This is a genomic window from Streptomyces apricus, assembly GCF_008369065.1.
In the GTDB taxonomy this organism is placed as follows: Bacteria; Actinomycetota; Actinomycetes; order Streptomycetales; family Streptomycetaceae; genus Streptomyces; species Streptomyces apricus.
In genome coordinates, this window is record NZ_VDFC01000032.1 from 11,513 (window position 1) to 35,021 (window position 23,509).

General features: G+C 71.4%; 22 protein-coding genes. 13 read left to right on the forward strand and 9 right to left on the reverse strand.

The window, feature by feature from the left end; all coding sequences use genetic code 11:
- Together FGF04_RS10730 and FGF04_RS10735 are read left to right on the forward strand one after the other, a co-directional pair.
- Nucleotides 1-397 (forward strand): transporter associated domain-containing protein (locus FGF04_RS10730; protein WP_328596285.1); only part of this gene is annotated, 397 nt, incomplete at its 5' end.
- Complete coding sequence (locus FGF04_RS10735; RefSeq protein ID WP_149511057.1) at nucleotides 394-1,419, forward strand: hemolysin family protein; 1,026 nt, start codon at nucleotides 394-396, stop codon at nucleotides 1,417-1,419. The genes FGF04_RS10730 and FGF04_RS10735, both read left to right, overlap by 4 nt.
- Nucleotides 1,420-1,492: 73 nt before the next feature.
- Here the strand turns inward: FGF04_RS10735 and FGF04_RS10740 are convergent, their stop codons facing one another.
- Entirely contained in the window at nucleotides 1,493-2,020 is a 528-nt protein-coding gene (locus FGF04_RS10740) for an AAA family ATPase (RefSeq protein WP_149511058.1), read from the reverse strand.
- 9 nt (nucleotides 2,021-2,029) lie between these two features.
- The gene (locus tag FGF04_RS10745) at nucleotides 2,030-2,917 is read right to left on the reverse strand and encodes a helix-turn-helix transcriptional regulator (RefSeq protein WP_149511059.1); all 888 of its coding nucleotides are present in this window, start codon (nucleotides 2,915-2,917) and stop codon (nucleotides 2,030-2,032) included.
- Nucleotides 2,918-3,144: 227 nt separating this feature from the next.
- Between FGF04_RS10745 and FGF04_RS10750 the strand changes: the two genes are divergently transcribed.
- The 3 genes from FGF04_RS10750 (at nucleotide 3,145) to FGF04_RS10760 (ending at nucleotide 4,828) form a co-directional block, all read left to right on the forward strand.
- On the forward strand, nucleotides 3,145-3,465 hold the full coding sequence (locus FGF04_RS10750; protein ID WP_149511060.1) for a carboxymuconolactone decarboxylase family protein: 321 nt from the start codon (nucleotides 3,145-3,147) through the stop codon (nucleotides 3,463-3,465).
- A 74-nt stretch (nucleotides 3,466-3,539) separates the two neighbouring features.
- Complete coding sequence (locus tag FGF04_RS10755; protein WP_149511061.1) at nucleotides 3,540-3,974, forward strand: cupin domain-containing protein; 435 nt, start codon at nucleotides 3,540-3,542, stop codon at nucleotides 3,972-3,974.
- A complete protein-coding gene (locus tag FGF04_RS10760) occupies nucleotides 3,971-4,828 on the forward strand; it encodes an aldo/keto reductase (RefSeq protein ID WP_149511062.1) in 858 nt (285 codons plus the stop codon). Before FGF04_RS10755 ends, FGF04_RS10760 begins: the two co-directional genes overlap by 4 nt.
- A gap of 215 nt (nucleotides 4,829-5,043) precedes the next feature.
- Here FGF04_RS10760 and FGF04_RS10765 read toward each other — a convergent pair whose 3' ends face one another.
- Both FGF04_RS10765 and FGF04_RS10770 read right to left on the reverse strand, forming a co-directional pair.
- On the reverse strand, nucleotides 5,044-5,631 hold the full coding sequence (locus FGF04_RS10765; protein WP_188114039.1) for a TetR/AcrR family transcriptional regulator: 588 nt from the start codon (nucleotides 5,629-5,631) through the stop codon (nucleotides 5,044-5,046).
- Entirely contained in the window at nucleotides 5,624-6,457 is an 834-nt protein-coding gene (locus FGF04_RS10770) for an alpha/beta fold hydrolase (RefSeq protein WP_149511064.1), read from the reverse strand. The genes FGF04_RS10765 and FGF04_RS10770 overlap by 8 nt, the downstream gene beginning before the upstream one ends.
- 425 nt (nucleotides 6,458-6,882) lie before the next feature.
- Between FGF04_RS10770 and FGF04_RS10775 the strand changes: the two genes are divergently transcribed.
- From FGF04_RS10775 to FGF04_RS10800, 6 genes are all read left to right on the forward strand, one after another.
- On the forward strand, nucleotides 6,883-8,196 hold the full coding sequence (locus FGF04_RS10775) for an ABC transporter substrate-binding protein (protein WP_149511065.1): 1,314 nt from the start codon (nucleotides 6,883-6,885) through the stop codon (nucleotides 8,194-8,196).
- Between the two features lie 142 nt (nucleotides 8,197-8,338).
- Entirely contained in the window at nucleotides 8,339-9,319 is a 981-nt protein-coding gene (locus FGF04_RS10780; protein ID WP_149511066.1) for a carbohydrate ABC transporter permease, read from the forward strand.
- Between the two features lie 65 nt (nucleotides 9,320-9,384).
- Complete coding sequence (locus tag FGF04_RS10785; RefSeq protein WP_149511103.1) at nucleotides 9,385-10,206, forward strand: carbohydrate ABC transporter permease; 822 nt, start codon at nucleotides 9,385-9,387, stop codon at nucleotides 10,204-10,206.
- An 85-nt stretch (nucleotides 10,207-10,291) separates the two neighbouring features.
- On the forward strand, nucleotides 10,292-12,832 hold the full coding sequence (locus FGF04_RS10790) for a glycoside hydrolase family 2 protein (protein WP_149511067.1): 2,541 nt from the start codon (nucleotides 10,292-10,294) through the stop codon (nucleotides 12,830-12,832).
- Nucleotides 12,825-13,883, forward strand: a complete 1,059-nt coding sequence (locus FGF04_RS10795; protein WP_149511068.1) for a LacI family DNA-binding transcriptional regulator — start codon at nucleotides 12,825-12,827, stop codon at nucleotides 13,881-13,883. The genes FGF04_RS10790 and FGF04_RS10795 overlap by 8 nt, the downstream gene beginning before the upstream one ends.
- A 41-nt stretch (nucleotides 13,884-13,924) precedes the next feature.
- Complete coding sequence (locus FGF04_RS10800; protein ID WP_149511069.1) at nucleotides 13,925-14,602, forward strand: alpha/beta fold hydrolase; 678 nt, start codon at nucleotides 13,925-13,927, stop codon at nucleotides 14,600-14,602.
- 3 nt (nucleotides 14,603-14,605) lie between these two features.
- Here FGF04_RS10800 and FGF04_RS10805 read toward each other — a convergent pair whose 3' ends face one another.
- Together FGF04_RS10805 and FGF04_RS10810 are read right to left on the reverse strand one after the other, a co-directional pair.
- Nucleotides 14,606-15,583 (reverse strand): glycosyl hydrolase, encoded by a 978-nt coding sequence (locus FGF04_RS10805; RefSeq protein WP_188114034.1) that lies wholly within the window; start codon nucleotides 15,581-15,583, stop codon nucleotides 14,606-14,608.
- A 296-nt stretch (nucleotides 15,584-15,879) separates the two neighbouring features.
- Nucleotides 15,880-16,146, reverse strand: a complete 267-nt coding sequence (locus FGF04_RS10810) for a helix-turn-helix domain-containing protein (protein WP_149511071.1) — start codon at nucleotides 16,144-16,146, stop codon at nucleotides 15,880-15,882.
- 96 nt (nucleotides 16,147-16,242) lie between these two features.
- Here FGF04_RS10810 and map point away from each other — a divergent pair, with 96 nt between their 5' ends.
- On the forward strand, nucleotides 16,243-17,061 hold the full coding sequence (map, locus tag FGF04_RS10815; protein ID WP_149511072.1) for a type I methionyl aminopeptidase: 819 nt from the start codon (nucleotides 16,243-16,245) through the stop codon (nucleotides 17,059-17,061).
- Here map and denD read toward each other — a convergent pair.
- Complete coding sequence (gene denD, locus FGF04_RS10820; protein ID WP_149511073.1) at nucleotides 16,994-18,058, reverse strand: D-erythronate dehydrogenase; 1,065 nt, start codon at nucleotides 18,056-18,058, stop codon at nucleotides 16,994-16,996. The genes map and denD overlap by 68 nt on opposite strands.
- Before the next feature lie 98 nt (nucleotides 18,059-18,156).
- On the opposite strand from denD, the gene FGF04_RS10825 reads away from it, so the two are divergent.
- On the forward strand, nucleotides 18,157-18,984 hold the full coding sequence (locus FGF04_RS10825) for a siderophore-interacting protein (RefSeq protein ID WP_188114035.1): 828 nt from the start codon (nucleotides 18,157-18,159) through the stop codon (nucleotides 18,982-18,984).
- Nucleotides 18,985-19,032: 48 nt separating this feature from the next.
- On the opposite strand, the gene FGF04_RS10830 is transcribed toward FGF04_RS10825, so the two are convergent.
- Together FGF04_RS10830 and FGF04_RS10835 are read right to left on the reverse strand one after the other, a co-directional pair.
- Nucleotides 19,033-22,224 carry a glycoside hydrolase family 38 N-terminal domain-containing protein gene (locus tag FGF04_RS10830; protein WP_149511074.1) on the reverse strand — a complete coding sequence of 1,064 codons (3,192 nt, stop codon included), beginning with the start codon at nucleotides 22,222-22,224 and terminating at the stop codon, nucleotides 19,033-19,035.
- A 64-nt stretch (nucleotides 22,225-22,288) separates the two neighbouring features.
- Nucleotides 22,289-23,500, reverse strand: a complete 1,212-nt coding sequence (locus FGF04_RS10835; protein ID WP_149511075.1) for a glycoside hydrolase family 76 protein — start codon at nucleotides 23,498-23,500, stop codon at nucleotides 22,289-22,291.
- Between the last annotated feature and the right edge of the window lie 9 nt (nucleotides 23,501-23,509).

The following is a 23,509-nucleotide window of genomic DNA, read 5'->3' on the forward strand; positions in this document are numbered from 1 at the left end:
GTACGGGGGCACGGCCGGGGTGGCCACGGTGGAGGACATCGTGGAGGAGGTCGTGGGCGAGGTACGTGATGAGCACGATCCGGTCGAGGTGCCCGACCTGCAGCCCGCCCCCACCACGCCGGACGGGCGCGCCGCCTGGGAGGCGGAGGGCAGTGTGCGGCTGGACGAGCTGGCCGGGATCGGGCTGCGGGCGCCGGAGGGACCGTACGAGACGGTCGCCGGCCTGGTCGCCACACGGCTGGCGCGGATCCCGGTCGCGGGCGATGTCCTGGATCTGGACGGCTGGCGGGTGGAGGTGCTGGACGTGGAGCACCACCGGGCCGACCGCGTCCGCATCACCGAACCGGTACAGGCAGAGGTACAGGTCCCGCAGGAAGCCGTGGAGGAGACGCGATGACCGCCTTGCAACTTCTCATCGGCGCGCTGACGCTGCTGACCAACGCGTTCTTCGTCGGCGCGGAGTTCGCCCTGATCTCGGTGCGCCGCAGCCAGATCGAGCCGCTGGCCCAGGAAGGGAACAAGCGGGCCCGGATGACATTGTGGGGCCTGCGGCACATCTCGGCGATGATGGCCACCGCCCAGCTGGGCATCACCGTCTCCTCGCTGGTGCTGGGCGCGGTCGCCGAACCGGCCATCGCCCACCTGCTGGAGCCCGCCTTCGAGGCCGCCCACGTCCCGCACGGCCTGGTGCACCCGATCGCCTTCGTGATCGCGCTCACCGTGGCCACGTATCTGCACATGCTCATCGGCGAGATGGTCCCCAAGAACATCGCCCTCGCCGCACCCGCGCAGACCGCGCTGCTGCTGGGTCCGCCGCTGGTGGCCCTGACCCGGGCGCTGAAGCCGGTCGTCTTCGGCATTAACGCCTTCGCCAACGCCCTGCTCAAGCTCTTGAAGGTCGAGCCGAAGGACGAGGTCGAGGCGGTCTTCACCGACGACCAGCTCGCCCGGATGGTGCTCGACTCCAGCGAGGCGGGACTGCTCTCACCCGCCGACGGCGAACGGCTGCGGGACGCCCTGGAGCTGGGCACCCGCCCGGTCGGCGAGATCCTCGTGCCGGCCCAGCAGATGCGTACCGTGGACCACACGATCACCCCCGCCGAGCTGGAGCGGACGGCCGCCGGGGCCGGCTTGTCCCGGTTCCCCGTGACCGGCCCGGACAAGGCCCTGCTGGGCTACCTGCACATCAAGGACACCCTCGGCGTCGCCGACCGCGACCGGCCGTTCCCGCCGACCGCCCTGCATCCCGTCACCAAGGTCCGCATCGACACCCCGCTGGACGACACCCTCACCGCGCTGCGTTCCGACGGGAACCACCTGGCCGCGGTCATGGGCGGGACGGGAACGGTGATCGGCTTCGTCACCATGGAGGACGTCCTGTCGGAACTGGTCGGACCGGCGCCGTCGTCGGCCGGATGACCGCCGGGTCGTCCTGCGCGCCCCGCGCGGGACGGCCCGGTCCGGGGTCACCGGGACGGCACCGGGGCAGCCCTCACTCCCGCATGGCCCCGGCGATGTGTTCGGCGGCCTGGACCGGTGTGAGACGCGTGGTGTCGACGACCTCGGCCTCGCTGTGCAGCCAGGTGCGGGCCGCCTCGGCGTAGGGTTCGAGGTACTTGAGGCGGAACGGGGAGGGGCCCATGAGGATGTCCTCCTCGATGCGCCGGCGGAGGGTGTCCTGGTCCGCGTGGAGGACGAAGTGCCGTACCGGGACGCCGTACTGGGCAAGACCCGCACTGATCTCGCGCCAGTACTCCTCGACCAGCACGGTCATCGGCACCACCAGGGTGCCGCCGGTGAAGCCGAGCACGTGGCGGGCGGTCTCGACGACGAGCGGCCGCCACGGCGGCCAGTGCTGGAAGTTCTCCGCCCCGGGCCCGGGCAGCTTCGGGCTGATGTCCATGAGCGTCTCGCCCACCTTCTCGGCGTCGAACACCCGTGAATCGGGGATCAGTTGCTGGACGAGCGCGCTGGTCGTCGTCTTGCCCGCGCCATGGGTGCCGTTGAGCCATACGATCATGGCCCCACGCTAGAGGGTTCCGCCTGTCCGGTGGGCTTCGTCCGAGCTGGTTGCGGCCCAGGACGCGAGCAGCATGAGGGCGTCGTGTTCGGGAGTGCCGGGTTCGGCGCTGTAGGCGGTGAGGGTCAGTCCGGCGTCGCCCGGCAGCTGCATGGCGTCGAAGTCGAGGGTGATCTCGCCGATGGCCGGATGACCGAATGCCTTGCGGCCTGTGTGGTGCAGGCGCACGTTGTGCTTGGCCCAGGCGGTGCGGAACTCGTCGCTGCGGGTGACGAGTTCACCGATGAGGCCGGTGAGTTCGGTGTCGCCCGGGGCCCGGCCGGCTTCGGTGCGCAGCAGGGAGACGGTGGTGTTGACCGAGGCGTTCCAGTCGGGGAAGAAACCGCGGCTGGTGGGGTCGAGGAACTGGAAGCGGGCGATGTTCACCGGGGTGGGAGCCGCAGCGGTGAACAGGGGCGCGTACAGGGCGCGGCCGAGGTCGTTGACGGCGAGGATGTCGAGGCGGCCGTTGCGGATGAAGGCCGGTGAGCCGGTCATGGACTGAAGGACTCGCTTGAGGCTGGCGGGAACAATGTCCTTGGCCCGGTGCGGAGTGCGGCGGGCCGGGCGCCGGCGCTGGGCGGCGGCCAGGTCGTGCAGGTGGGCGCGTTCGGCGTCGTCGAACTGGAGGGCGCGGCAGAGCGCGTCGAGGACTTCTTCGGAGGCACCGGCGAGCCGGCCGCGTTCCAGGCGGACGTAGTAGTCGACGCTGACACCGGCGAGCAGGGCGACTTCCTCGCGGCGCAGTCCGGGGACCCTGCGCTTGCCGTTCCCGAAGGCGGGCAGGCCGGCCTGCTCCGGGGTGATCCTGGCGCGGCGCGTGGCGAGGAACTCTCGGATCTCGCGGGTGGTGTCCATGTTGTCCAGGTTAGGAGGAGCGGGGGGCGGCTGGGAGGTTCTGCCGGTACCTGGAACGGCAGAGCCTTCCGCACGCCTGTGAGCTGCGGTTTCCTCGATGGTGTCAGCGGATGCGGCCCCGGGCCCGGAAGGCGGGCAGCCCTCTCTGTGAGATGCCGACCGGCCTCGGGTCGCCGACAGTGGCAATACCGCATCCTCATCTCCGCACCATCACGAAGAGTCACACCATGGAAACGCAGTCTGCACCTCAGGAGCTGGTCGGCATCGCGCCGAAGCTGGTCGAGCTCACCGACGAAGTCCTGTTCCAGGACGTGTGGGAGCGCCCCGGGCTCTCCCCGCGGGACCGCAGCCTGGTCACGGTCAGTGCGCTGGCCGCCCTTTACCGCAGCGAGCAGCTGCCGCACCACCTGGGGGTGGCCCTGGACAACGGGCTCACGGTGGAGGAGCTGTCCGAGGCGATCACACACCTGGCGTTCTACGCCGGATGGCCCAACGCCATGACCGCGATCACCCTGCTGAAGAAGATCGCGGAAGAGCGTTCCGCCTGATCTCCGGCGCGAGCGGCGAACCGGCCCCGCACGCTCAGCGGGACGTAGTGAACCAGAGCAAGCAAAGGAACAAGATGCCAGGCAACGTATTCGACCAGATCTTCCCTCTCGGTGAGAAGAACGACGCCTTCGCGCAGTACTTCACCGGCCAGAGCTACCTGGCGCCGCTCACCTCGGGCAGCGTTCCCGTCATGAACGTCTCCTTCGAGCCGGGCTGCCGCAACGACTGGCACATCCACCACGGCACCGACGGCGGCGGCGACCAGATCCTGCTGTGCACAGCAGGCAGCGGCTGGTACCAGGCCGAGGGCGAGGCCCCCATCAGCATGGAGCCGGGCACGGCGATCCGCGTCCCCGCCGGGACGAAGCACTGGCATGGCGCGAAAGCCGACGCGTGGTTCTCCCACCTCGCCTTCATCACCCCGGGCGAGGGTGTCGGCAACGAATGGCTGGAGCCGGTCACCGACGAGGTGTACGGCCGGCTGCCGAGGAACGGAGCGAACGCATGACCGTCCTGAACGAGACCTACACGCTGTCGAACGGCGTCGAGATCCCCAAGCTCGGGCTCGGCACCTGGTTCATCGACGACGACAAGGCGGCCGACGCGGTCCGCGCGGCCGTGCGGATCGGCTACCGCAACATCGACACCGCCCAGGCGTACGGCAACGAGCGCGGCGTCGGCGAGGGCGTGCGCACCTCCGGTCTGCCCCGCGAGGAGCTGTTCGTCTCGACCAAACTCGCCGCCGAGATCAAGGACCATGACCGGGCGCTCGCCGCGATCGACGGCTCCCTGGAGAAGCTGGGCCTGGACCACGTCGACCTGATGCTGATCCACAGCCCGCAGCCGTGGAACGACTTCCGCGGCGGCGACTACGCCCAGGGCAACCGCGCCGCCTGGCGCGCGCTGGAGGAGGCCCACCGGGCCGGGAAGATCCGGGCGATCGGCGTCTCCAACTTCCAGCAGCACGACCTGGAGAACATCCTTGAGGGTGCGACCGTCGTCCCGCACGTGAACCAGCTGCTCGTCCACGCCGGGAACACCCCCGACGAGCTGCTGGCCTATTGCGCGAGCCGGCAGATCCTCGTCGAGGCGTACTCGCCGATCGCCCACGGCGCGATCCTGCGGAACGCCGAAGTCCAGGCGATGGCGGAGAAGTACGGCGTGTCCGTCCCCCAGCTGTGCATCCGCTACACCCTCCAGCTGGGCACGGTGTCACTGCCCAAGACGGCGAACCCCGATCACATGCGCTCCAACGCCCAGGTCGACTTCGAGATCTCCGACACGGACATGGACGCTCTGCGGGGCCTGCGCGATGTGGACTACGGCGACCACAGCGCCTTCCCCGTCTTCAGCGGCAAGTGACGCCACGGAGGCGTCACTTCGCTCCACCACGGATCGGCCACGACGCACCGGCCCGACGGTCCACCGGCCCGACGGCCCACCGGTCCGATGGAACGGCCTGGTCCGGATCGCCCCCGTCGTCCTCAGTAGCGCACGAGCGGGATGTCGGCCCGGGCGGCGATGAGAGCTGCGTTCGCCGGTCCGCCCTCGGTGAGGGAGCCGACCCGCGGGTGCGGCTACCGTGACCGTGACTCCGGCGCGGGCCGCTCCGCCTGCAGGCCCGCGACGAGGCTGTCGACGAGGAAGCGGTAGCTGCCGGTCACGTCGCGGGGCAGTCCGAAACCGCCGGCGCCTTCGAGGCTGACGAAGCCGTGCAGCGCGGACCGCAGCGTGCGCGCGGCGTCGACGGCGCGGGCGTCGCGCAGCCCGAAGCCGGCGAGGACGTCGAAGAAGACCTGCAGGGCCTCGTCGCCGGCGCGCCGGTCCTCCTCGTCGTCCGCCGCGGGCGCGCGGACGGTGGCGGCGTAGCGCCCCGGGTGCTCCAGGGCCCAGGAGCGGTGGGCGTCGGCGATCGCCCGGACCGCGTCCGCGCCGGACCGGCCGACCGCGGCCCGGGCCAGCACGTTCCCCAGCTCCTGTTTGGCCTGGATGCCGATGCCGCGGCGCAGGGCGTCCAGGGAGACGACGTGCTTGTAGAGCGAGGGCGTCTTCACGCCCACCCGCGCGGCCAGCAGCCCCATGGTGAGGTCCGCGAAGCCGACCTCGTCCGCCAGCTCGGCGCCGGCCGCGACCACCGCGGCCCGGCTGAGTCCGGCCCTAGGCACGGGTGTTCGCATGCAGGAAGGCGAGCATCAGGGACACCACTTCGTCGGGGTACTGGACGTGCGGGTAGTGGCCCGCGCCCTCGATCATCTCAAGGCGGGCCAGACCCGCCGGCATCGCGGCCACGATCGCCTCGCCCTCGGCCCGCGGGTCGGCCCAGTCGGGGTCGAGCGAGCCCTGCACGATCAGGGCGGGGCAGCGCACGTGCGCGAGTTGCGCTCCCGCGTCGACCGGCGCCGACCCGCCCATCTTCCGGAACGCCTTCATGCGGCCGGGCTCGCGCAGCATGGCGTCGATCCGGTCCAGCCGCGCGGCCCAGTCGGCGGGCTTGCGGCCCGGGTAGGCGGAGTCGAGATAGGCGCGCCACGACGCCACCCTGCCCAGCAGACCGGCGCCGGCCAGCTGGGACATGGCCTTGCGGTAGCGGCCCACCCGCAGGTCGCCCCAGGCGACCGACTGCTTGCGGGTGAACGGTGCCAACTCCACTATGCCGCTGATCAGTTCGGGCTCCTGGGCGGCCGCGACGGTGGCGGATCCGCCGGAGATCGAGTGCCCGACGAGCACGGCCGGACCGCCCAGCCGGCGGATCACGGCGAGCAGGTCGCCCGCGATGTCCGTGCGGGAGTACGAAGGCCACTGCGCGCTCGACTCGCCGCATCCCCGCAGGTCGACCGCGGCCACCCGGTACCCGGCGGCCACCAGCTTCGGCGTGACGAAGCGGTACGCCTCGCGGCTGTCGCCCATGCCGTGGGCCAGGACCACCAGAGGGCCGTCGCCGGTCACCTCGTAGGCGATCGATCCGTCGTCGACGTTCAGGAACTCGGTCATGGTGGTCTCCCCTGTGTGGCTATTGCCGTTAGCTAAAAGCTAATGGCGATAGCTTCACCTGTCAATGCGGGGCCGACGCGACAGGCTGCCTCTGTTCGTTTTTTGATTACCTTCCGTGAGGGAGCTTCCGCGCGTGACGTGTGCGACCGGACTGGCCGCGCCCATCCGACCATCCCGTTGACAACGATGTCCAGACCGTCCGCTCGTTCACTCCGGGCGCTCGCCGAACCCTGGTCGCGTTAAGCCAACGTTTAGTAAAGTCGCTGGCCATGGCCGTAAACACCGTCGAAATTCATCTGGACCGGTCTATGGACATTGCCGCGACGTTACGTCTACGTTGAGCGCTCATCAGGCCGGGGTCCCGGTGGCCGAGGCGCCGCATCCCCGCCTGTCACGCGTAGTCACGCAAGGAGAGGCGGGCGGGGATGCGAAGAAAGTCGACGGCACTGGTGGTGGCCACCATGGTGGCGGCAACAGCCTGTAGCGGGGGGAGCGGCGGCGGCAGCGGTGAGATCGCGGCTCCGCCGAGCGACCCGGCGAAGGTCTCCGGCGAGATCACGGTCCTGACCAACCGGTCGGATCAACTGGCCGACGGCACCCTGAAGAAGTACGCCGAGGAGTTCGGCAAGGTCTACCCCGGTGTGAAGGTCAAGTTCGAGGGCCTGACCGACTACGAGGGCGAGACCAAGATCCGGATGAACACCGAGAACTACGGTGACGTCCTGCTGATCCCGAACTCCCTGTCCCGGAAGCAGTACCCGACGTTCTTCGCCCCGCTGGGCAAGGCCGGCGACCTGTCGGCGAAGTTCGACTACACCGACCACGCCACCGTGGACGGTCAGGTCTACGGTCTCGCCAACATCGGTGTGGCCAACGGGTTCGTCTACAACAAGGCGGTCTGGGCGAAGGCCGGCATCACCGACTGGCCGGCCACCCCGGCGCAGTTCGTCGCCGACCTGGAGAAGATCAGGGCGAAGACCGCCGCCGTCCCGTACTACACCAACTACAAGGACGGCTGGCCGCTCACCAACTGGACGAACGCCATCGGTTCACCCACCTGCGACCCCGGCTCGTACGACTCCCTGGCGAGGACGGCCGAGCCCTGGAGCAGGGGATCGGACCTGCACACCATCGACAAGCTGCTCTACACGGTGGTCGACGAGAAGCTCACCGAGTCCGACCCCACCACGACGAACTGGGAGGACTCCAAGGCGCAGATGGGGACCGGGAAGATCGCGTCGATGTGGCTCGGCTCCTGGGCCATCGGCCAGATACGGGCCGCGGCGGAAGCGGCCGGCAAGGACCCCGACGACATCGGGTTCATGCCGTTCCCGGCGCGGAAGCACGGGAAGTTCTGCTCCGTGCTGCGCCCCGACTACCAGTACGCGGTCAACGTCCACTCCGACAAGAAGACCGCCGCCCGCGCCTGGATCGACTGGTACATCACCAAGTCCGGGCAGGCCGCCGCCGAGGGATCCATCTCCTCGGTGAAGGGCGCGCCCCTGCCCGACACGCTCAAACCGTTCTCCGACAACGATGTCACCCTCATCCCGCAGCACCAGAAGAACGTCACCGAGGTCAACGCCGTCGACAAGGCGTCGGAGATCGGCATCACCGTGCAGGACTACCGGCAGAAGCTGGTGGACGTCGCCCGGGGGGCGGCCGACGGGGACATGGACAGCTACTTCGACGAGCTGAACGGCAAGTGGTCCGAGGCGCAGCAGACCCTCGGAGGCTGACCGCCCCGCGGGGGCGGGACCGCGGACCGGGGGAGTGGCCCCGACCGCAGGGCCGCAACGGCCGGACCGACGTTCCACGCACACTCTTGCCCGCCCCGTACCGAAGCGTGCCCGAGTGGGAACCCATCACGAGGAAGCTGCGATGACCGCTGTCCAGAAGACCCGTCCCGGCGCGGACACCGCCGGCCGGCGCGGCGCCCCACCTCCCGAACCGGCCCCGGCGGGGCCGAGTCCCGGCCGCCAGCACGGCCGGCGGCGGCGCCGCACCGCCGCCGTCACACCGTGGCTGTTCCTGGCCGCGCCCCTGGCGCTGCTGCTGATGTTCACCTACCTGCCGGTGGCGGACATGATCGGCTACGGCTTCACCGACTGGGACGGCACCAGTCCCGACCGTTCCTACGTCGGCGCGGACAACTACACCGACCTGGCGACCCGGCCCCAGCTGTTCGAGGTGTTCCTGGTCAGCGGCTTCTACCTGGCCGCCTCGTTCGTGCAGATCGCGGTCGCCCTGTACTTCGCGACGGTCCTGAGCTTCGGCACCCGCTTGCGCAACCTCTTCAAGGGCCTGCTGTTCTTCCCCTACCTCGTCAACGGGGTGGCCGTCGGGTTCGTGTTCCTGTACTTCTTCCAGCCCGACGGCACCCTCGACACCCTGCTGCGGCTCGTCGGCGTCGAGGGCGAGCACCTGTGGCTGGGCGACCCGGACCTCGCCAACCCGTCGCTGGCCGGAGTCTCCGTGTGGCGCTTCACGGGACTGAACATGGTGCTGTTCCTCGGCGCGATCCAGTCCATTCCGCCCCACCTGTACGAAGCGGCGCAGCTGGACGGGGCCAACCGCTGGCAGCAGTTCCGCCACATCATCGCGCCCGGCATCAAACCGGTCATCAGCCTGAGCTTCATCCTCGCGGTGTCCGGGTCCCTGGCCGTCTTCGAGATCCCGTACATCATGACCGGCGGCGCGAACGGCACCGAGACGTTCGTCATCCAGACCGTGAAGCTCGCCTTCCAGTTCGACAAGGTCGGTCTGGCCTCCGCCTCGGCCGTCGTCCTGCTGGTCCTGATCCTGCTGATCACCTGGATCCAGCGCCGGCTGGTCCCCGAGGAGAGGGTGGAGCTCACGTGACCACCGACACCGCAGTCGGCGGCCGGCCCGCCGCCCGGCGTCCGGCGCGCGCCGACCGCACCGCGCTGTCCCGCACCGCCGTCGCCCTGAAGTACCTGTCCCTGCTGCTGGCTTCGGCCGTCGTCCTCGTCCCCCTCGCCGTCGTCCTGCTGACCTCGCTCAAGACGCAGTCGGAGATGGCGAACGGCGGAGCGCTGTCGCTGCCCGGCAACTGGCTCAACTTCGACAACTACGCGACCGCCTTCGAACAGGGCGCCATGCTGAGGGCGTTCGGCAACACGACCCTGATCCTCGTCGTCTCCACCACCGGAACCGTGCTGATCGGCTCGATGACCGCCTACGCCGTCGACCGCTTCCGGTTCCGCCTGAAGAAGCTGGTGATGGGCCTCTTCCTGCTGGCCGCGCTGGTACCGAGCGTCACCACGCAGGTCGCCACCTTCCAGGTGATCGACGAACTGGGCGCCTTCAACACCCGCTGGGCGCCGATCCTGCTCTACACCGGCACCGACATCGTCTCGATCTACATCTTCCTCCAGTTCATCCGGTCCATCCCGCTGTCCCTGGACGAGGCCGCGCGCATCGACGGCGCCAACTCCTGGACCATCTACTGGAAGATCATCCTTCCGATGCTGCGGCCGGCGATCGCCACCGTCGTCATCGTCAAGGGCATCGCCGTCTACAACGACTTCTACGTGCCCTTCCTCTACATGCCCGACCCCGAACTCGGCACCATCTCCACCGCCCTGTTCCGCTTCAAGGGCCCCTTCGGCGCCCACTGGGAGACCATCTCCGCCGGCACCGTCCTGGTGATCGTGCCGACCCTGGTCGTCTTCCTGGCACTGCAGCGCTTCATCTACAGCGGTTTCGCGGCCGGTTCCACCAAATGACGGGGTCCGTACGACCCGCCCGCTCGCCCGGGCCCGTACGACCTGCCCGTCCCCCGCGTCCGCACCACGTCTCCGAGGAGTCCGCATGAAGGTCCGCACCCCGCTGTCCCACGGTTGGATGCTGCGCCTGAACACCGACCGCCACACCCCCGCGCAGGCGCCCCCCGAACTGGCCGGCGTCGCCGTGCCCGCCCAGGTGCCCGGCTGCGTCCACACCGACCTGATGGCGGCGGGCCTGCTGGCCGACCCGTACCTCGACCGCAACGAGACGGACGTGGCCTGGGTGGGCCGCGCCGACTGGACGTACACGACCGAACTCGATGTCCAGGAGGCGGACTTCGAACGGACGGACCTGGTCTTCGACGGCCTGGACACGGTGGCCGCCGTCCGGGTCGCGGGCCGCACGCTGGGCCGCACCCGCAACATGCACCGGTCCTACCGGTTCGACGTGAGCGAACTGTCGGCGCACGGCCCCGTGCCGGTCGAGGTCGGCTTCACCTCCGCCTACACCGAGGCCGAGGCCCTGCGCACCGCACTGGGAGCACGGCCCAACTCGTACCCCGAGCCGTTCAACTACGTCCGCAAGATGGCCAGTTCCTTCGGCTGGGACTGGGGCCCCACCCTGGTCACGGCCGGCATCTGGCGCGAGGCCCGGATCGAGCGGTGGTCCACGGCCCGGCTGGCGGAGGTCCGTCCGCGGCTCACCGTCGCCGGGGACGGCACCGGCACCGCCGAGATCGTCGTCGACCTGGACCGCACGGCGACCGGCGCGCACCGGGCCCTGCGACTGGTGGCGGCCGTCGGCGACGCGTCCGCGGAACTCGTCGTGGCCCCCGGGGAGACCACCGCGACGGTGGTCGTACGGGTCCCGGACGCCGCACTGTGGTGGCCGCGCGGCTACGGCGCCCAGTCCCTGTACGGGTGCACGGTCGTCCTGAGCGACGCCGACGGCGGCCGGATCCTCGACACCTGGGAGCGCCGCGTGGGCTTCCGCACGATCCGGCTCGACACCTCCGCCGACGCACACGGCAGCGCCTTCACCCTGGTGGTCAACGGCACCCCCGTGTTCGCCCGCGGGGTGAACTGGATATCCGACGACGCCCTTCCCGCCCGCGTCACGGCCGACCGCTACCGCACCCGGCTCACCCGGGCCGCCGAGGCGGGCGTCGACCTGGTCCGCGTGTGGGGCGGGGGCATCTACGAGGACCGGGCCTTCTACGACACCTGCGACGAGCTGGGCCTGATGGTCTGGCAGGACTTCCTGTTCGCCTGCGCCGCCTACCCCGAGGAGCAGCCGCTGCGGTCCGAGATCGAGGCCGAGGCCCGGGAGAACGTGGCCCGGCTGATGCCGCACCCCTCGCTCGTGCTGTGGAACGGCAACAACGAGAACCTCTGGGGCTTCGCCGACTGGGACTGGGAGCCGGAGCTCGCCGGCGACTCCTGGGGCGAGGGCTACTACCTCGGACTGCTGCCGCGCGTCGTGGCGCAGACCGATCCGACCCGCCCGTACTGGGCGGGCAGCCCGTGGTCGGGATCGTGGGACCACACCCCGAACGACCCCGGCCACGGCACGGCCCACTCCTGGGAGGTGTGGAACCGCCGTGACTACAGCGACTACCTCGCCACGGTGCCGCGCTTCGTCGCCGAGTTCGGCTGGCAGGCGCCCCCGGCGTTCGCCACCCTGCAACGGGCCCTGTCCGAGAGCCCGTTGACCCCCGACTCGCCCGGCATGCTGCACCACCAGAAGGCCGAGGACGGCAACGGAAAACTGAACCGGGGACTCCTCGCGCACTTCCCCGAGCCCGGCGACTTCGACACCTGGCACTACCTGACCCAGCTCAACCAGGCGCGCGCCGTCGCCACCGGGATCGAGCACTGGCGCTCCCACTGGCCCCGCTGCGCCGGCACCGTGCTGTGGCAGCTCAACGACTGCTGGCCGGTCACCTCCTGGGCGGCGATCGACGGCGACGGCCGCCTCAAACCCCTGTACTTCGAGATGCGCCGCCTGTACGCCGACCGGCTGCTGACGATCCAGGAGCGCGACGGCGCGCTGACGCTCGTGGGCTGCAACCAGAGCGCGACGGACTGGGAGACCACCGCGACGGTCCGCCGGGTCACGGCCGACGGCAAGGTGCTGGCGAGCGCCGAGATCGCCCTGAAGGCCGCGGGCCGCACCGTGGTCCTGGAACGACTCCCCGACAGGGTCGCCGAGTTCGGCGACGCGCGGCGCGAGTTCCTCGTCGCCGACACCTGGGGGGCGCCGGGGGCGACCGACGACGCGAGCGGAGCGGGTCTGCGCGCGCTGCACTTCGCCCGCCCGGACCGCGAGTTCGCCTACCCCGCCGCCTCCTACGACGTGAGCGTGACCGAGGACACCGCGGACGGCGGCGACCACGCGGACGGCGGCCACGCCGCGCTGGTCACCGTGACCGCCACCGGCGTCGTACGGGACCTGCTGCTGCAGGCCGACCGGCTGCACGCGGACGCCCGCACCGACCTCGGCCGGGTGACGCTGCTGCCCGGCGAATGCGCGACCTGGCGGGTCACCGGCTGGCCGCGACCCACGACGCAGACCGCCCGCGCGGCGCTGTTCTGCGTCAACGACGCGGGAGCCGTACGTGAGTGAGGAACGGGGACGCCGGACGGGACGGGTCACGATCACGGACGTGGCGGTCCGGGCCGGGGTGTCCAGGGGAGCGGTGTCCCTGGCCTTCAACAACCGGCCCGGCGTCTCGGAGGCCACCCGGGAACGCGTCATGGAAGCGGTCGCCGAACTGGGCTGGGTGCCGAACCAGGCCGCGATCAAACTGTCCGGCTCGGCGACCGGCGCGGCGGACACCGTCGGACTGGTCATCGCCCGCCCCGCCCGCCAACTCGGTCTCGAACCCTTCTACATGGAGTTCATCTCCGGTGTGGAGTCCGTCCTGGAGGAGCACGGGTGCTCGCTGCTGCTGCACCTGGTGCGGGACACCGAGCAGGAGATCGCCGTCCACCGCCAGTGGTGGCAGGCGCGCCGGATCGCCGGCTCCCTCCTGGTCGACCTGCAGCACGACGATCCGCGGGTGACGGAGCTGGCGGCGATCGGGCTGCCGGCCGTCGCCGTCGGCCATCCGTCGCTGGCCGGCGACTTCACCTCGGTGTGGACCGACGACGAGAGCGCCGTGCACGAGGTCGTGCGCTATCTCGCCGCGCTCGGCCACCGGCGGATCGCGCGGGTCGGCGGCCACCCGCGGCTCGGCCACACCGCGCTGCGCACCGCGGCCCTGGACACGATCGTGGCGGAACTGGGACTGGAGCCGGCCCGCAGCGTCACCACCGACTTCTCCGGTGAACAGGGTGCCCGCGCCACCCGCTCGCTGCTCGCCTCCCCGCACCGCCCCACGGCGATCGTCTACGACAACGACATCATGGCGGTCGCGGGACTGTCGGTGGCGTCCGAGATGGGGCTGAGCGTGCCCAGGGACGTCAGCCTGATCGCCTGGGACGACTCCCAGCTGTGCCGGCTCACCCACCCCAACCTGTCCGCGATGAGCCACGACGTCTTCGGCTTCGGCGCCGACGTCACACGGCGGCTGTTCGACGTCGTCCACCGCCGCAACCCCTCGTCGGGACCGGTCGCCACACCCGTCCTGCTGCCCCGCGGCAGCAGCGCGCCCCCGCGCGACCCCGCCGGCTGAGGGCGCGCCACCGGCGGGCGGCCCGACCCGGGAGGAGAACCATGCGGCTCGCCGTCCGCACCTGGGGCGAAGGCCCCCGTACGGCCGTGCTCGTGCACGGCATCATGACGGACTCCCGCAGCTGGAGCGGGACCGCCCCGGCCCTGGCCGGCCGCGGCTACCGGGTCCTCGCCGTGGACCTGCCCGGCCACGGCGCCAGCGGACCGGCCCGGACCTACACCCCCGCGGCGCTGGCCGCCGCTCTGCTCGACACCCTGCCCCCGGCCCCGGACCTGGCCGTCGGCCACTCGCTGGGCTCGGCCGTCCTGCTGTCCGCCACGCCCGCACTGCGCTGCGCCCGCACGGTCCACTGCGACCCCGCGTGGCTGCCCCGCCCCCGGGACCTGGACGCCCTGCGGGCCGTCAAGCACGCCACCCGGCAGGAGGTGCGCGCCGCGCACCCGCGCTGGTCCGACGACGACGTCACGGCCGAACTGGAGGCCCTCGCCACCTGGGACCCGGCATCGGTGACCGCCCTGCGGCACCTGCCCGGTCTGCCGTACGCGCCGGTCGTCCCCTCGCTGGTCCTGCTCGCCGGTCCCAGTGAGCGGATACCGCCGGCGCAGGCCGCGACGCTGCGCCGGCGCGGCTGGCGGGTGCGCACGGTGGACGGTGCGGGACACACCGTCCACCGGGACGATCCGGCGGGGTTCCTCCGCGGACTGCGCGGCTGGCTGTGACCGTCAGGGCAGGGTGACCTCACCCTGGTTCAGCACCCGGGGCAGGAAGTACGCCGTCTGGATCTCGGCGTTGGTGTTGTTCCCGCGCAACTGCTCGGACCACATCATGAACCACGCCCACCGGGGCTGGCTGTCCAGCAGTGCGGCGGTCGGCATCCTGCCCATTTCCGCGAGGGCGATGGGCTTGTTCCCCGCGATGTTCCGCAGCTGCTGGTAATCGGCGGAACTGGGGTGGTTCTTGTACCAGACGTCGAGGGACACGACATCCGCGTACGCATTCCCCGGATAGTAGGTGCTCCAGCCGCCCGCCGGATTGTCCTGCACGTTCCACACCCAGATCAGATTGTCCAGGCCCTTGGTTCCGGCGAGGTAGTCACGCGTGATCTGGTAAAGGCGCGCGCTGCCGTTGGTGCCGGGCCGGTTTCCCCACCAGTTCCACGATTCGTTCATCTCGTGCAACGGACGGAAAAGGACCGGGACGCCTGCGTTCTTCAACTGCTGGAGGTAGGGGACGACCTCGTCGAGCCGCCGTTTCCAGGCGGTGTTGAGAGCCGTGCCCGCGGTGACGATCTGCGAGAACTGCGCATCGGAGATCTGCGACTTCACACCGCCCTCGAACGCGCAGGTGCTCCCGCCCGTCGGCGGACAGACGTGCCAGGTCAGAGCCACCAGCGAGCCGTTGGCCCACTCGGTCTTCGCCTGGTCCACCACGCGCTGGCGGTTGGCGACGTCCGCCGAGGCGAACATCAGGTCACCGCCCCACAGGCCGGGGTACTGCCCGGTGACGTCCTTGACCTGTTGCGTGTACTGGCCGGGGGCGGAAGCCGGCTCCTTGTTGTGCTGACCGGAGACGATGTGATTCCCGGAAATGGAGTTGAGGTAGTTCAGGACATTCTGCTTCGGGGTCGGGGGAAAGGCCTGCGCTGATTCTGTCGCGGGCCATGCGAAGAGCGTCGCACCGATTGCGGCCGCCGCCGTCATGAGGGTGAGGCGGCGCCCTGCCGATCTCATGGGCATTCGGGCTCCCGTGGTCGAACGGAATACGTGCCGCCCAAGGTGGCCGCTGCGCCGTCCCCCCGTCAATGGCTGCGGACGCTCTTCACAACCCGTCTGCGGAATTATTTACTTAACGTTTCCTGAACCCCGTCGAAAGGCGGACCCTTGTCCGGCATGCGTATTTCGGCGTCGCCCGCCGCCGCACGGCACCTCGAACCGGCCCGTGGGGGGCGATGGCCACCAGGGTGCCGGTATGCGATGTGCGATGTGCAGAGCTGTCGTCAGGAAGCCGCGCTCAGGGCGGGATCGGTGCGCCAGACGAAGGCGAGCTCGGACAGCGGTACGCCGAGGACCTCGCTGAGCCGGACGACGGTGCCGAACGCGGGGGTGGGCAGCCGGCCGGTCTCGATCTTGCGGAGGGTCTCCGGCGAGATCTCCGCCGCCAGGGCCACGTCGACGAGGCTGCGTCCTGCCCGGGCCGAGCGCAGTGCGGCCCCGAGGCGCCGGCCCGCCTCGATCTGTTCGGGGGCGAGCGGATGACGAACCATGCGCACATGCTAGGTCCACGGGCGACCCGGCGGCAACCATTGCCTCTGGTATAAATATACCGGTCGGCGGCCACCCCCGGAGAATCGAGAAGCGCAGTGATCGAGCACAAATCCCCCGGAGACATCGAGCGCATGCATGTCACCGGACAGTTCCTGGGCCAGGTGCTGGCCGAGCTCGGCGACCTGGCCGAGGTGGGGGTCAACCTGCTGGACCTGGAGCACCACGCGCGCCGCCGCATCAAGGAGCGCGGCGCGGAGTCCTGCTACTGGGACTACGAGCCCTCGTTCGGCAAGGGCCCGTTCCGCAACGTGGTGTGCCTCTCGGTCAACGACGCCGTGCTGCACGGACTGCCGCACAGCTACAAGCTGCGCGACGGGGACCTGGTGACCATGGACATGGCGGTGACGATCGACGGCTGGGCCGCCGACTCGGCCTACTCCGTCGTCGTGGGCACCCCGTCCCCGGAGGACCTGCGGCTGATCGAGGCGACCGAGGTCGCCCTGGAGGCCGCGATCGAGGTCGCCCTGCCGGGCAACCGGCTCGGGGACATCTCGGCGGCCATCGGCGCGGTCGCCCGCGAGTACGGCTACCCGGTGAACCTGGAGTTCGGCGGTCACGGCATCGGGCGCACGATGCACGAGGAACTGCACATCCCCAACGACGGCCGTGCGGGCCGCGGCTGGAAGCTGCGCCCCGGCCTGACGCTCGCGATCGAGCCCTGGTTCGCGGCGGGCACCGACAAGATCGTCTACGACCCGGACGGCTGGACGATCCGGTCGGCCGACGGCTCGCGCACCGCGCACTCCGAGCACACGGTCGCCGTCACCGAGAGTGGTCCGCTCGTCCTCACCCGGCGCCCTCAGGCCGCCGAGGGGCGGCAGGAGGCGCGGAAGTCCCCGGCAACCGGACGCTGACGGCCTCGGGGTGGTCCTCCACGTACGCCCTGACGACCGACTCGAAGCTGTCGTCGGGGCGCAGACCGAGCGCCCTGGCGCATGTGTCGGCGAACGAGGCGGGCCACGAACCGACGATCGCCTCGACGGCGGGATCGGGCGCGACGGTCACCAGGCCGGCGACGGCGTCACCGGCCACCCGGCGCAGCGTGTCCAGCATCTCGGCGACCGTGACCGTGAGCGCCGGCAGATTGACCGGCAGCCTGCCTTCGAGCTCCCCGGGGCCGCTGCCGCGCACGGCCTCGGTGACGCGGAGGATGCCCTCGACGGTGCGCCGCGGTGAGGCCAGCGCGACCCGCAGGCCGGGGTCGACCGGGCAGGTGGCCGGGAGCCCGGAGAGGGGCTCGCGGATGATACCGGACAGGAAGCCGGAGGCGGCCGCGTTCGGCGCGCCCGGCCGCACCACGACGGTCATCAGGCGCGCCACACGCCCGTCGACGAAGCCCCGGCGCGTGTACTCGGCGATCAACTGCTCACAGACGCGCTTCTGCATCCCGTAACTCGACTGCGGGGCCGGCAGGGTCCACTCGTCGACCACGGGCGGCAGGGGAGCGGCGGGGTCCGAGCCGTAGACCGCGACGCTGCTGGAGAACACCACCCGGGGCGTCGGCCCGCCGGCGGCCGACTGGGCGCGGGCGGCATCCAGCAGCGCGCGTGTCGTGTCCAGGTTGGCGGCCATGCCCAGGTCGAAGTCGCTCTCGCACTCGGCCGACACGGCCGACGCCAGGTGGACGACGACGTCCACCGGCCGCGCGAAGACGTCGTCGAGGCGCTCGCGCAGATCCCCCTGGACGACCTCCACCAGCGGGTGGTCCGCCACCGGCGCCGCGGCCGGCACGTACCGGTCGACGAGCAGCAGCCGTTCGACGGGCGCACCGCACAGGGTCCGCCGCGCGAGCAGGGCATCGGTCAGCTTCCGTCCCAGGAACCCGAAACCACCGGTGACGACGATCCTCATGCGGTCCTCCTCGCACTGTTCGCTCCCGCCGGGCCGCTCGCCCGCCGCCGTACGGGACCGGGGTTGGCATCCAGGTGAGGTGAGGCTAACCTTCCCAAGTGTCGAAGAACCCAGAGCTGATGCCCCGGCAGCCCCGACTGTTCCGTTGCCACGTCGTGCGCAGTGAGCGTTACACGTCCTCCATGCAACGGGTTACGGTGGCCGGACCCGACCTCTCCTCGTTCCCGTGGCAAGGCTACGACCAGTGGTTCCGGTTGTTCCTGCGCAAACCGCACCAGGAGGAGTTCGTCCTGCCGGAGATCTCCGGACCGGTCTGGTGGAAGCCGTTCCTCGCCGTTCCCGAGGACGAGCGGGCGCACTGCGCGAACTACACCGTGGCCGACTTCCGCCCCGGCGCGGCGGAGCTCGACATCGACTTCGTCGTGCACAGCGGCCCCAGCGGCGAACCCGAGGGCGCCGCGGCGATCTGGGCCTGCGGGGTGACCCCCGGCGAGGAACTCGCCCTGCTCGACCAGGGAGTGCTGTTCGACTGCCCCGACGACGCCTCCGAGGTCCTGCTCGTCGCCGACGAGAGCGGTCTGCCCGCGACGGCCGGCATCCTGCGCTCCCTCCCGCGTGAAGCGGTCGGCCGCGTCATCCAGGAGGTCCCGACCGCGGGCGACCGCCGCGACCTGGACGCCCCGGCCGGAATGAGCATCACCTGGGTGGTGCGCGACGACCCGTCCGCGGTTCCCGGCGCCGCCGCCCTCGCGGAGCTGCGCCGGCACATCCCGGTCGGCCCGACCGGCTACGCCTTCGTCGTGGGGGAGTCGACCCTCGCCACCGAGGGTCGGCGGCACCTGCACCGCGCGGGACTGCCGAAGTCGCGCATCACCTTCTCCGGTTTCTGGAAGCGGGAGACGCACGACAGGGCCGCCGCTGCCTGACCGGCATCGCCGGGGCCCGGCCGCGTGCGGCACGGGCCCCGGCCGGCCTCACCCGCCGGACGGACCCAGCTGCAGCACGACCGCCGCGGTGCCGAGCGCCGGCACGGTGACCGGGACGCTGCCGTCCGGCTCCGTGTCGACGGGGCGCGGGTCCAGGCCGAGATAGGTGGTGCGGAACGCCTGCCCGACGCCGAGCGGGGTGGCGACGCGGCAGGTGACCGGGACGTCCGCCGAGGACTGCAGGCGCACCAGGACGCGCCCCTCGTCCGGGACGGTCAGCCCCACGAGCCGGACCCGCGGGTCGTCCAGCGTCAGGAACCGTGTCTGCGCCGGGAGTTCTCCCTGGGCTCCTGCGCGGGCGCGGGCGCGCACCGGGACCAGCGGGTGGCCGGTGACGGCCGCGGTGCGCATGGCCAGCCGGTCACCGAGCCCTTCGGCGTCCTCGTCGGCCCCTGCGAAGGCGACGCTGTAGCGGAACGTGTGGTGGAACGCCTGCCGGGCCGGGAAGTTCGTGTCCCAGATGTTGTTGTGCACCCAGGAGAAGACGGTGCCCGGCTCCTCCTGCGGGAGCGACTGCGGATAGGGCACGTACGGGATCGCGATCCCGCCGAGCTGCACGAGCGGGGCGTCGGTCGTCGCCAGGGCGGCGTGATGGGTGGCGTCGCTCAGGCTGACCCAGCGGCGGATCGCGCGCATGTGGGCGGCGGACCCCGGCACGGTCTCCCGGTCGCTGCCGAGGACACCACCGGTGGCCTCCGTGCGCACGGTGGGGTCGTCCAGGGCGAACGGGAAGGCGAAGAAGGCGCTCTCCTTCGTGAGCGTCGCCGTCTTGTCGATGCGGTTCTCCACGTCGATGCGGGCCGCGCCGTGCGGCAGGTGCACCTTGACGCGCAGCCGGCGGGTCCCGTCCGGGGCGCACTCGTAGACCAGGGTCTGGCCGGTGACGTCCGACGTGCGGTCGACGAGCGCCGCGGGCGGTGCGGTGCTGCGCGAGGCGAGCAGGTGCATCGAGTCGTCGGCGACGGTCTTGCTGGACTGGTGGTTGAACCCGCCGGCCGTGGCGTACTCGTCGTACACGTAGCCGTTGAAGCCGACGACGGCGTCCTGGCGGACCAGTTCGCGGCCGGTGCGCTTGTCGACGACGGAGGCGATGCACGCCTCGCGCAGGTCTACGGTGACCCGCAGGTGCTCGTTCTCCAGGACGGCCGGGTCCGCGACCGTACCCGTCCGCGACGCGTCCGCCCGGTCGTCGTCCTCCTCCGGTGCCGGAGCGGTGCCGGGCACGACGTCCAGGCGCAGCGAGCCGCAGGCCGGCACGTCCGCGACGGGCACGTGCAGGAACCGTCCGGCCGCCCGGTGGCGGTCGTTGCTCTGGGCCTCCTCCACGAACGGCAGCGACGCGCCGGTGCGGGCGTCCAGCACCTGGACCGTGTCGTCCAGCGCGACGGTGCTCTCCGGCAGGAAGAGCCGGGCGGTCTCCGTACGCGGCCAGCTGCAGGTGTTGACGACGTGGAAGGAGGCCGACGCGTCGGCGGGGGCGGCGAACGCCTCCCCGAGCAGCGCGGAGGCGGCGTCCAGGAGCGTCTCGGCGTCGTCGTGCGCGCGCATGGCCTGGGAGTACTTCCAGTGCCACTGCTGCTCACCGGACCCGTGGCCGTGGTCGCCGTGGGTCCACGGGTCGCCGGCGCCCCAGGTGTGCTCGTTGAACAGCGAGGCCGCCCGGTAGACGGCCGGCGCCTTCGAGGTGACCGCCGTGCTGCCGGGCACGCCCAGCAGGTGCGCGTACCCGGCCACGGTCTGCGCCTCGGCGAGGGCCGCCTGGCCGCGGCGGGTGGCGGCGAGCGGGACCGCCCCGGCGCCGACCCCGTCCACCCACCAGTCGCTCCAGTCGCCCCGGTAGGTCTCCAGGCGGTCCCCGACGCGCCGCTCGGCGTCCGCGAAGAAGTCCTCGTTGCGGGACGCCCGCAGCTGCGGGTAGGCCCACTGCTCGTTCCAGCGGCGCACCGTGTCGGAGATGATCCGGCGCGGCGGGCCGTTGTCCGCGAACTTGCCCAGGACGCGCAGGTGCAGGACGTCCCAGGGGTAGGGGTCGACGCCGGCGGTGGCAGCGGCGGTCTGACCGAGGACGGGGAAACCGGGGATCCCGCGCCCCTCGTGCGGGKGGGGGAACGCGGCCAGGGCGCTCAGGTAGGCGGGCAGCAGGTCGTCGACCCGGTCGAAGGACTCGTCGAAGCCGAGGATCGAGCCCTCCATGTACGCCAGGCCGTGCGGGGTGTCCGTGCGCCACACCAGCACGCTGTTGCCGCTCGGCGCCTGCCAGCGGAACAGCCGCGGCAGGTGCTCCCCGCCGACGAGGTGCGGGACGGCCCGCCCGGCCCAGTTGTGCGCCACGGACAGGTAGCGGATGCCGTTGTCCGCCAGGACGTCGGGCAGGCCGACCACCTGTCCGGGCACGTCGGTCTGCATGGCCGTGGTGATGTCGATGCCGTGGCGGTCGCGCAACTCCGTGACGGGACGGAGCAGTTCGTGCAGTTCGTCGGTGGAGCAGGTCTCCGTGTGGAGGTTGAACGGCATCGCCGTCAGCTCGACGCGCCCCTCGCGCACCCGGTCCAGGAAGTCCGCCACCTGGCGTGCGGGCCTGTTGGCGCTCCAGTCCTGGAAGGAGTGGAACCCTTCGACGGCCCAGCGGAACCGGGCCGGCTCCGGCCAGTCGTCGGTGTCCCGGCACAGTTCGAGGAGCGAGTCGAGGTAGGCGCGGGACTCGGCCATCACCCGGCCCTGCGGATCGGTGTAGCCGATGTCGAGGTGGGAGTGCTGCACCAGGTGCAGCGTCCAGTGGCGCTGCGGGCGGGCCTCGAAGTCGAGCCAGGTGCCCTCCGCCAGGTCGGGCAGCTCGATCCGCAGCGCGGTCGGGGCGTCCACCTCCGGCACCAGGACGCGCAGGTCCGTCCCGGGGCCGGAGAGGACGTCGCCGCGGACGGGCGTACCACCGCCGGTGGTGACCCGGACCCTCGTGACGCGCGGCGTCCCGGTCCCGGCCGCCGCACCCTGGCGGTGCACGTGCACCCGGATGGACTGCAGGAGTCCGCCGGAGCCGTCGTGGCGCAGCAGGGGCTCACCCGACAGGCGCACCTGCAGGTCACCCACCGCGACGGTGGCGGTGACCACGCGCTCGCGCAGGATGTCGCGCGCGATGTCGGAGTCCCACCAGGACGGCCGGGTCAGCGGTGGCTTGGGCATGGTGCGTGATCGTCCTTCGTGTCGGGATCGGGGCCGGGCTCGGGATCGGATGGTGGTACGGGCCCTACTTGGGTCCGTGACCGCGGCGCTCGCCGTGGGCCAGGGTGGCGAAGATCTGCACCATGGCCGACTGGTTGAGGGTCGCGGCCGGTGCCTGCGGGTCGTAGTCGCCGCCGTTCGACGGCTGGAAGCGGAACAGCCCGCTGGAGGCGTCCCGGTTGGTCGTGTACGTGCTGTCCGCGTAGCCGCTCATGGCCTCCCGGTAGGCGGGGTTGGGCCGGACCTCGTCCAGGTCGAGCAGGTCCTTGAAGTAGAAGGCGTTGAAAATGGCCGGCTGGTCGTGCAGCCGGGTGCCCTGCGCCCAGTACGCCAGGGAGGCGTCGGCGTCGGTGACGGCCTTGGTGAGCCAGGCGGCCTCACCGGTGCCGCGGTACAGGGCCGTCGCGGTGCCGATCATGGCGCCCGAGTTGTACGTCCACAGCGTCTCGTTGGTGCTGCCGTCGTCGTTGCGGTCGTTGACGTACAGCCCCGGGGCCTTGCGCATGCACGAGGCCACCCAGCCGTACCACTGCTCGGCCTTCTCCAGGTAGGCGCGCTTGTGGGTGTGCTCGTAGAGCCGGGCGGCGAGCTGCGCCGACAGGGAGGTGACGTTCGTGGCCCGGACGTTGTTGTTGGCGGAGTCGACCCAGTCCATGCCGCCCGGGCAGGCCTTGGCCGGGTCGCCGTCCCAGGCGCGGGTGACGACCGGTATCACGTTCTCGGCCCGCCGCAGGAAGGCCCTGTCGCCGGTGGACTCGTACTGGTCGAGCTGGCTCAGGGCGACCACGGCGTTGTCGTCGTAGTAGACGTCGCCGCCCGAGCCGAGCGGCGCGGGCAGGTACGACTGGTAGCCCGGCCGCTCGCCGCCGGCGTGGTACAGCTCGAACGTGCCGAAGCGCTCCGCCGCGTCCGCGCGGTACTTCGGCCCGGTGCCCGGCAGTTCCTGCATGTCGACGGCGGCCGCCGCGGCCTCGCGGAACGGCCAGAGGTAGGAGTGCGCCGGGTCGCCCGCCTGCCGCGGCGTGTGCTCCAGGTACAGGCCGTGTTGGTCCGTTCCCTCGTACAGGTGGGTCTGCAGGGCCCGGTAGGTCTCGGTGGCGCGGTCGGCCCACAGGGACTGCGGGACGGGGCGGGGCCGGACGGGGCGGTCCGTCGTGGCGTGCGCGGGGACGGCGGTCCAGAGCAGGCCCGCACAGGCGGCGGTCACGGCGGCACGGCGGAGCAGCGTTCGCGGCATGGTTCACCC

Bases quoted from the DNA above. Each gene is read 5' to 3' on its own strand.
- FGF04_RS10775 (WP_149511065.1), top strand. From the start codon at position 6,883: ATGCGAAGAAAGTCGACGGCACTGGTGGTGGCCACCATGGTGGCGGCA.
- FGF04_RS10790 (WP_149511067.1), top strand. From the start codon at position 10,292: ATGAAGGTCCGCACCCCGCTGTCCCACGGTTGGATGCTGCGCCTGAAC.
- FGF04_RS10745 (WP_149511059.1), bottom strand. From the start codon at position 2,917: ATGGACACCACCCGCGAGATCCGAGAGTTCCTCGCCACGCGCCGCGCC.
- FGF04_RS10835 (WP_149511075.1), bottom strand. From the start codon at position 23,500: ATGCCGCGAACGCTGCTCCGCCGTGCCGCCGTGACCGCCGCCTGTGCG.
- FGF04_RS10740 (WP_149511058.1), bottom strand. From the start codon at position 2,020: ATGATCGTATGGCTCAACGGCACCCATGGCGCGGGCAAGACGACGACC.
- FGF04_RS10805 (WP_188114034.1), bottom strand. From the start codon at position 15,583: ATGACGGCGGCGGCCGCAATCGGTGCGACGCTCTTCGCATGGCCCGCG.
- FGF04_RS10770 (WP_149511064.1), bottom strand. From the start codon at position 6,457: ATGACCGAGTTCCTGAACGTCGACGACGGATCGATCGCCTACGAGGTG.
- FGF04_RS10735 (WP_149511057.1), top strand. From the start codon at position 394: ATGACCGCCTTGCAACTTCTCATCGGCGCGCTGACGCTGCTGACCAAC.
- FGF04_RS10750 (WP_149511060.1), top strand. From the start codon at position 3,145: ATGGAAACGCAGTCTGCACCTCAGGAGCTGGTCGGCATCGCGCCGAAG.
- denD (WP_149511073.1), bottom strand. From the start codon at position 18,058: ATGAGGATCGTCGTCACCGGTGGTTTCGGGTTCCTGGGACGGAAGCTG.
- FGF04_RS10810 (WP_149511071.1), bottom strand. From the start codon at position 16,146: ATGGTTCGTCATCCGCTCGCCCCCGAACAGATCGAGGCGGGCCGGCGC.
- FGF04_RS10755 (WP_149511061.1), top strand. From the start codon at position 3,540: ATGCCAGGCAACGTATTCGACCAGATCTTCCCTCTCGGTGAGAAGAAC.
- FGF04_RS10780 (WP_149511066.1), top strand. From the start codon at position 8,339: ATGACCGCTGTCCAGAAGACCCGTCCCGGCGCGGACACCGCCGGCCGG.
- FGF04_RS10800 (WP_149511069.1), top strand. From the start codon at position 13,925: ATGCGGCTCGCCGTCCGCACCTGGGGCGAAGGCCCCCGTACGGCCGTG.
- FGF04_RS10760 (WP_149511062.1), top strand. From the start codon at position 3,971: ATGACCGTCCTGAACGAGACCTACACGCTGTCGAACGGCGTCGAGATC.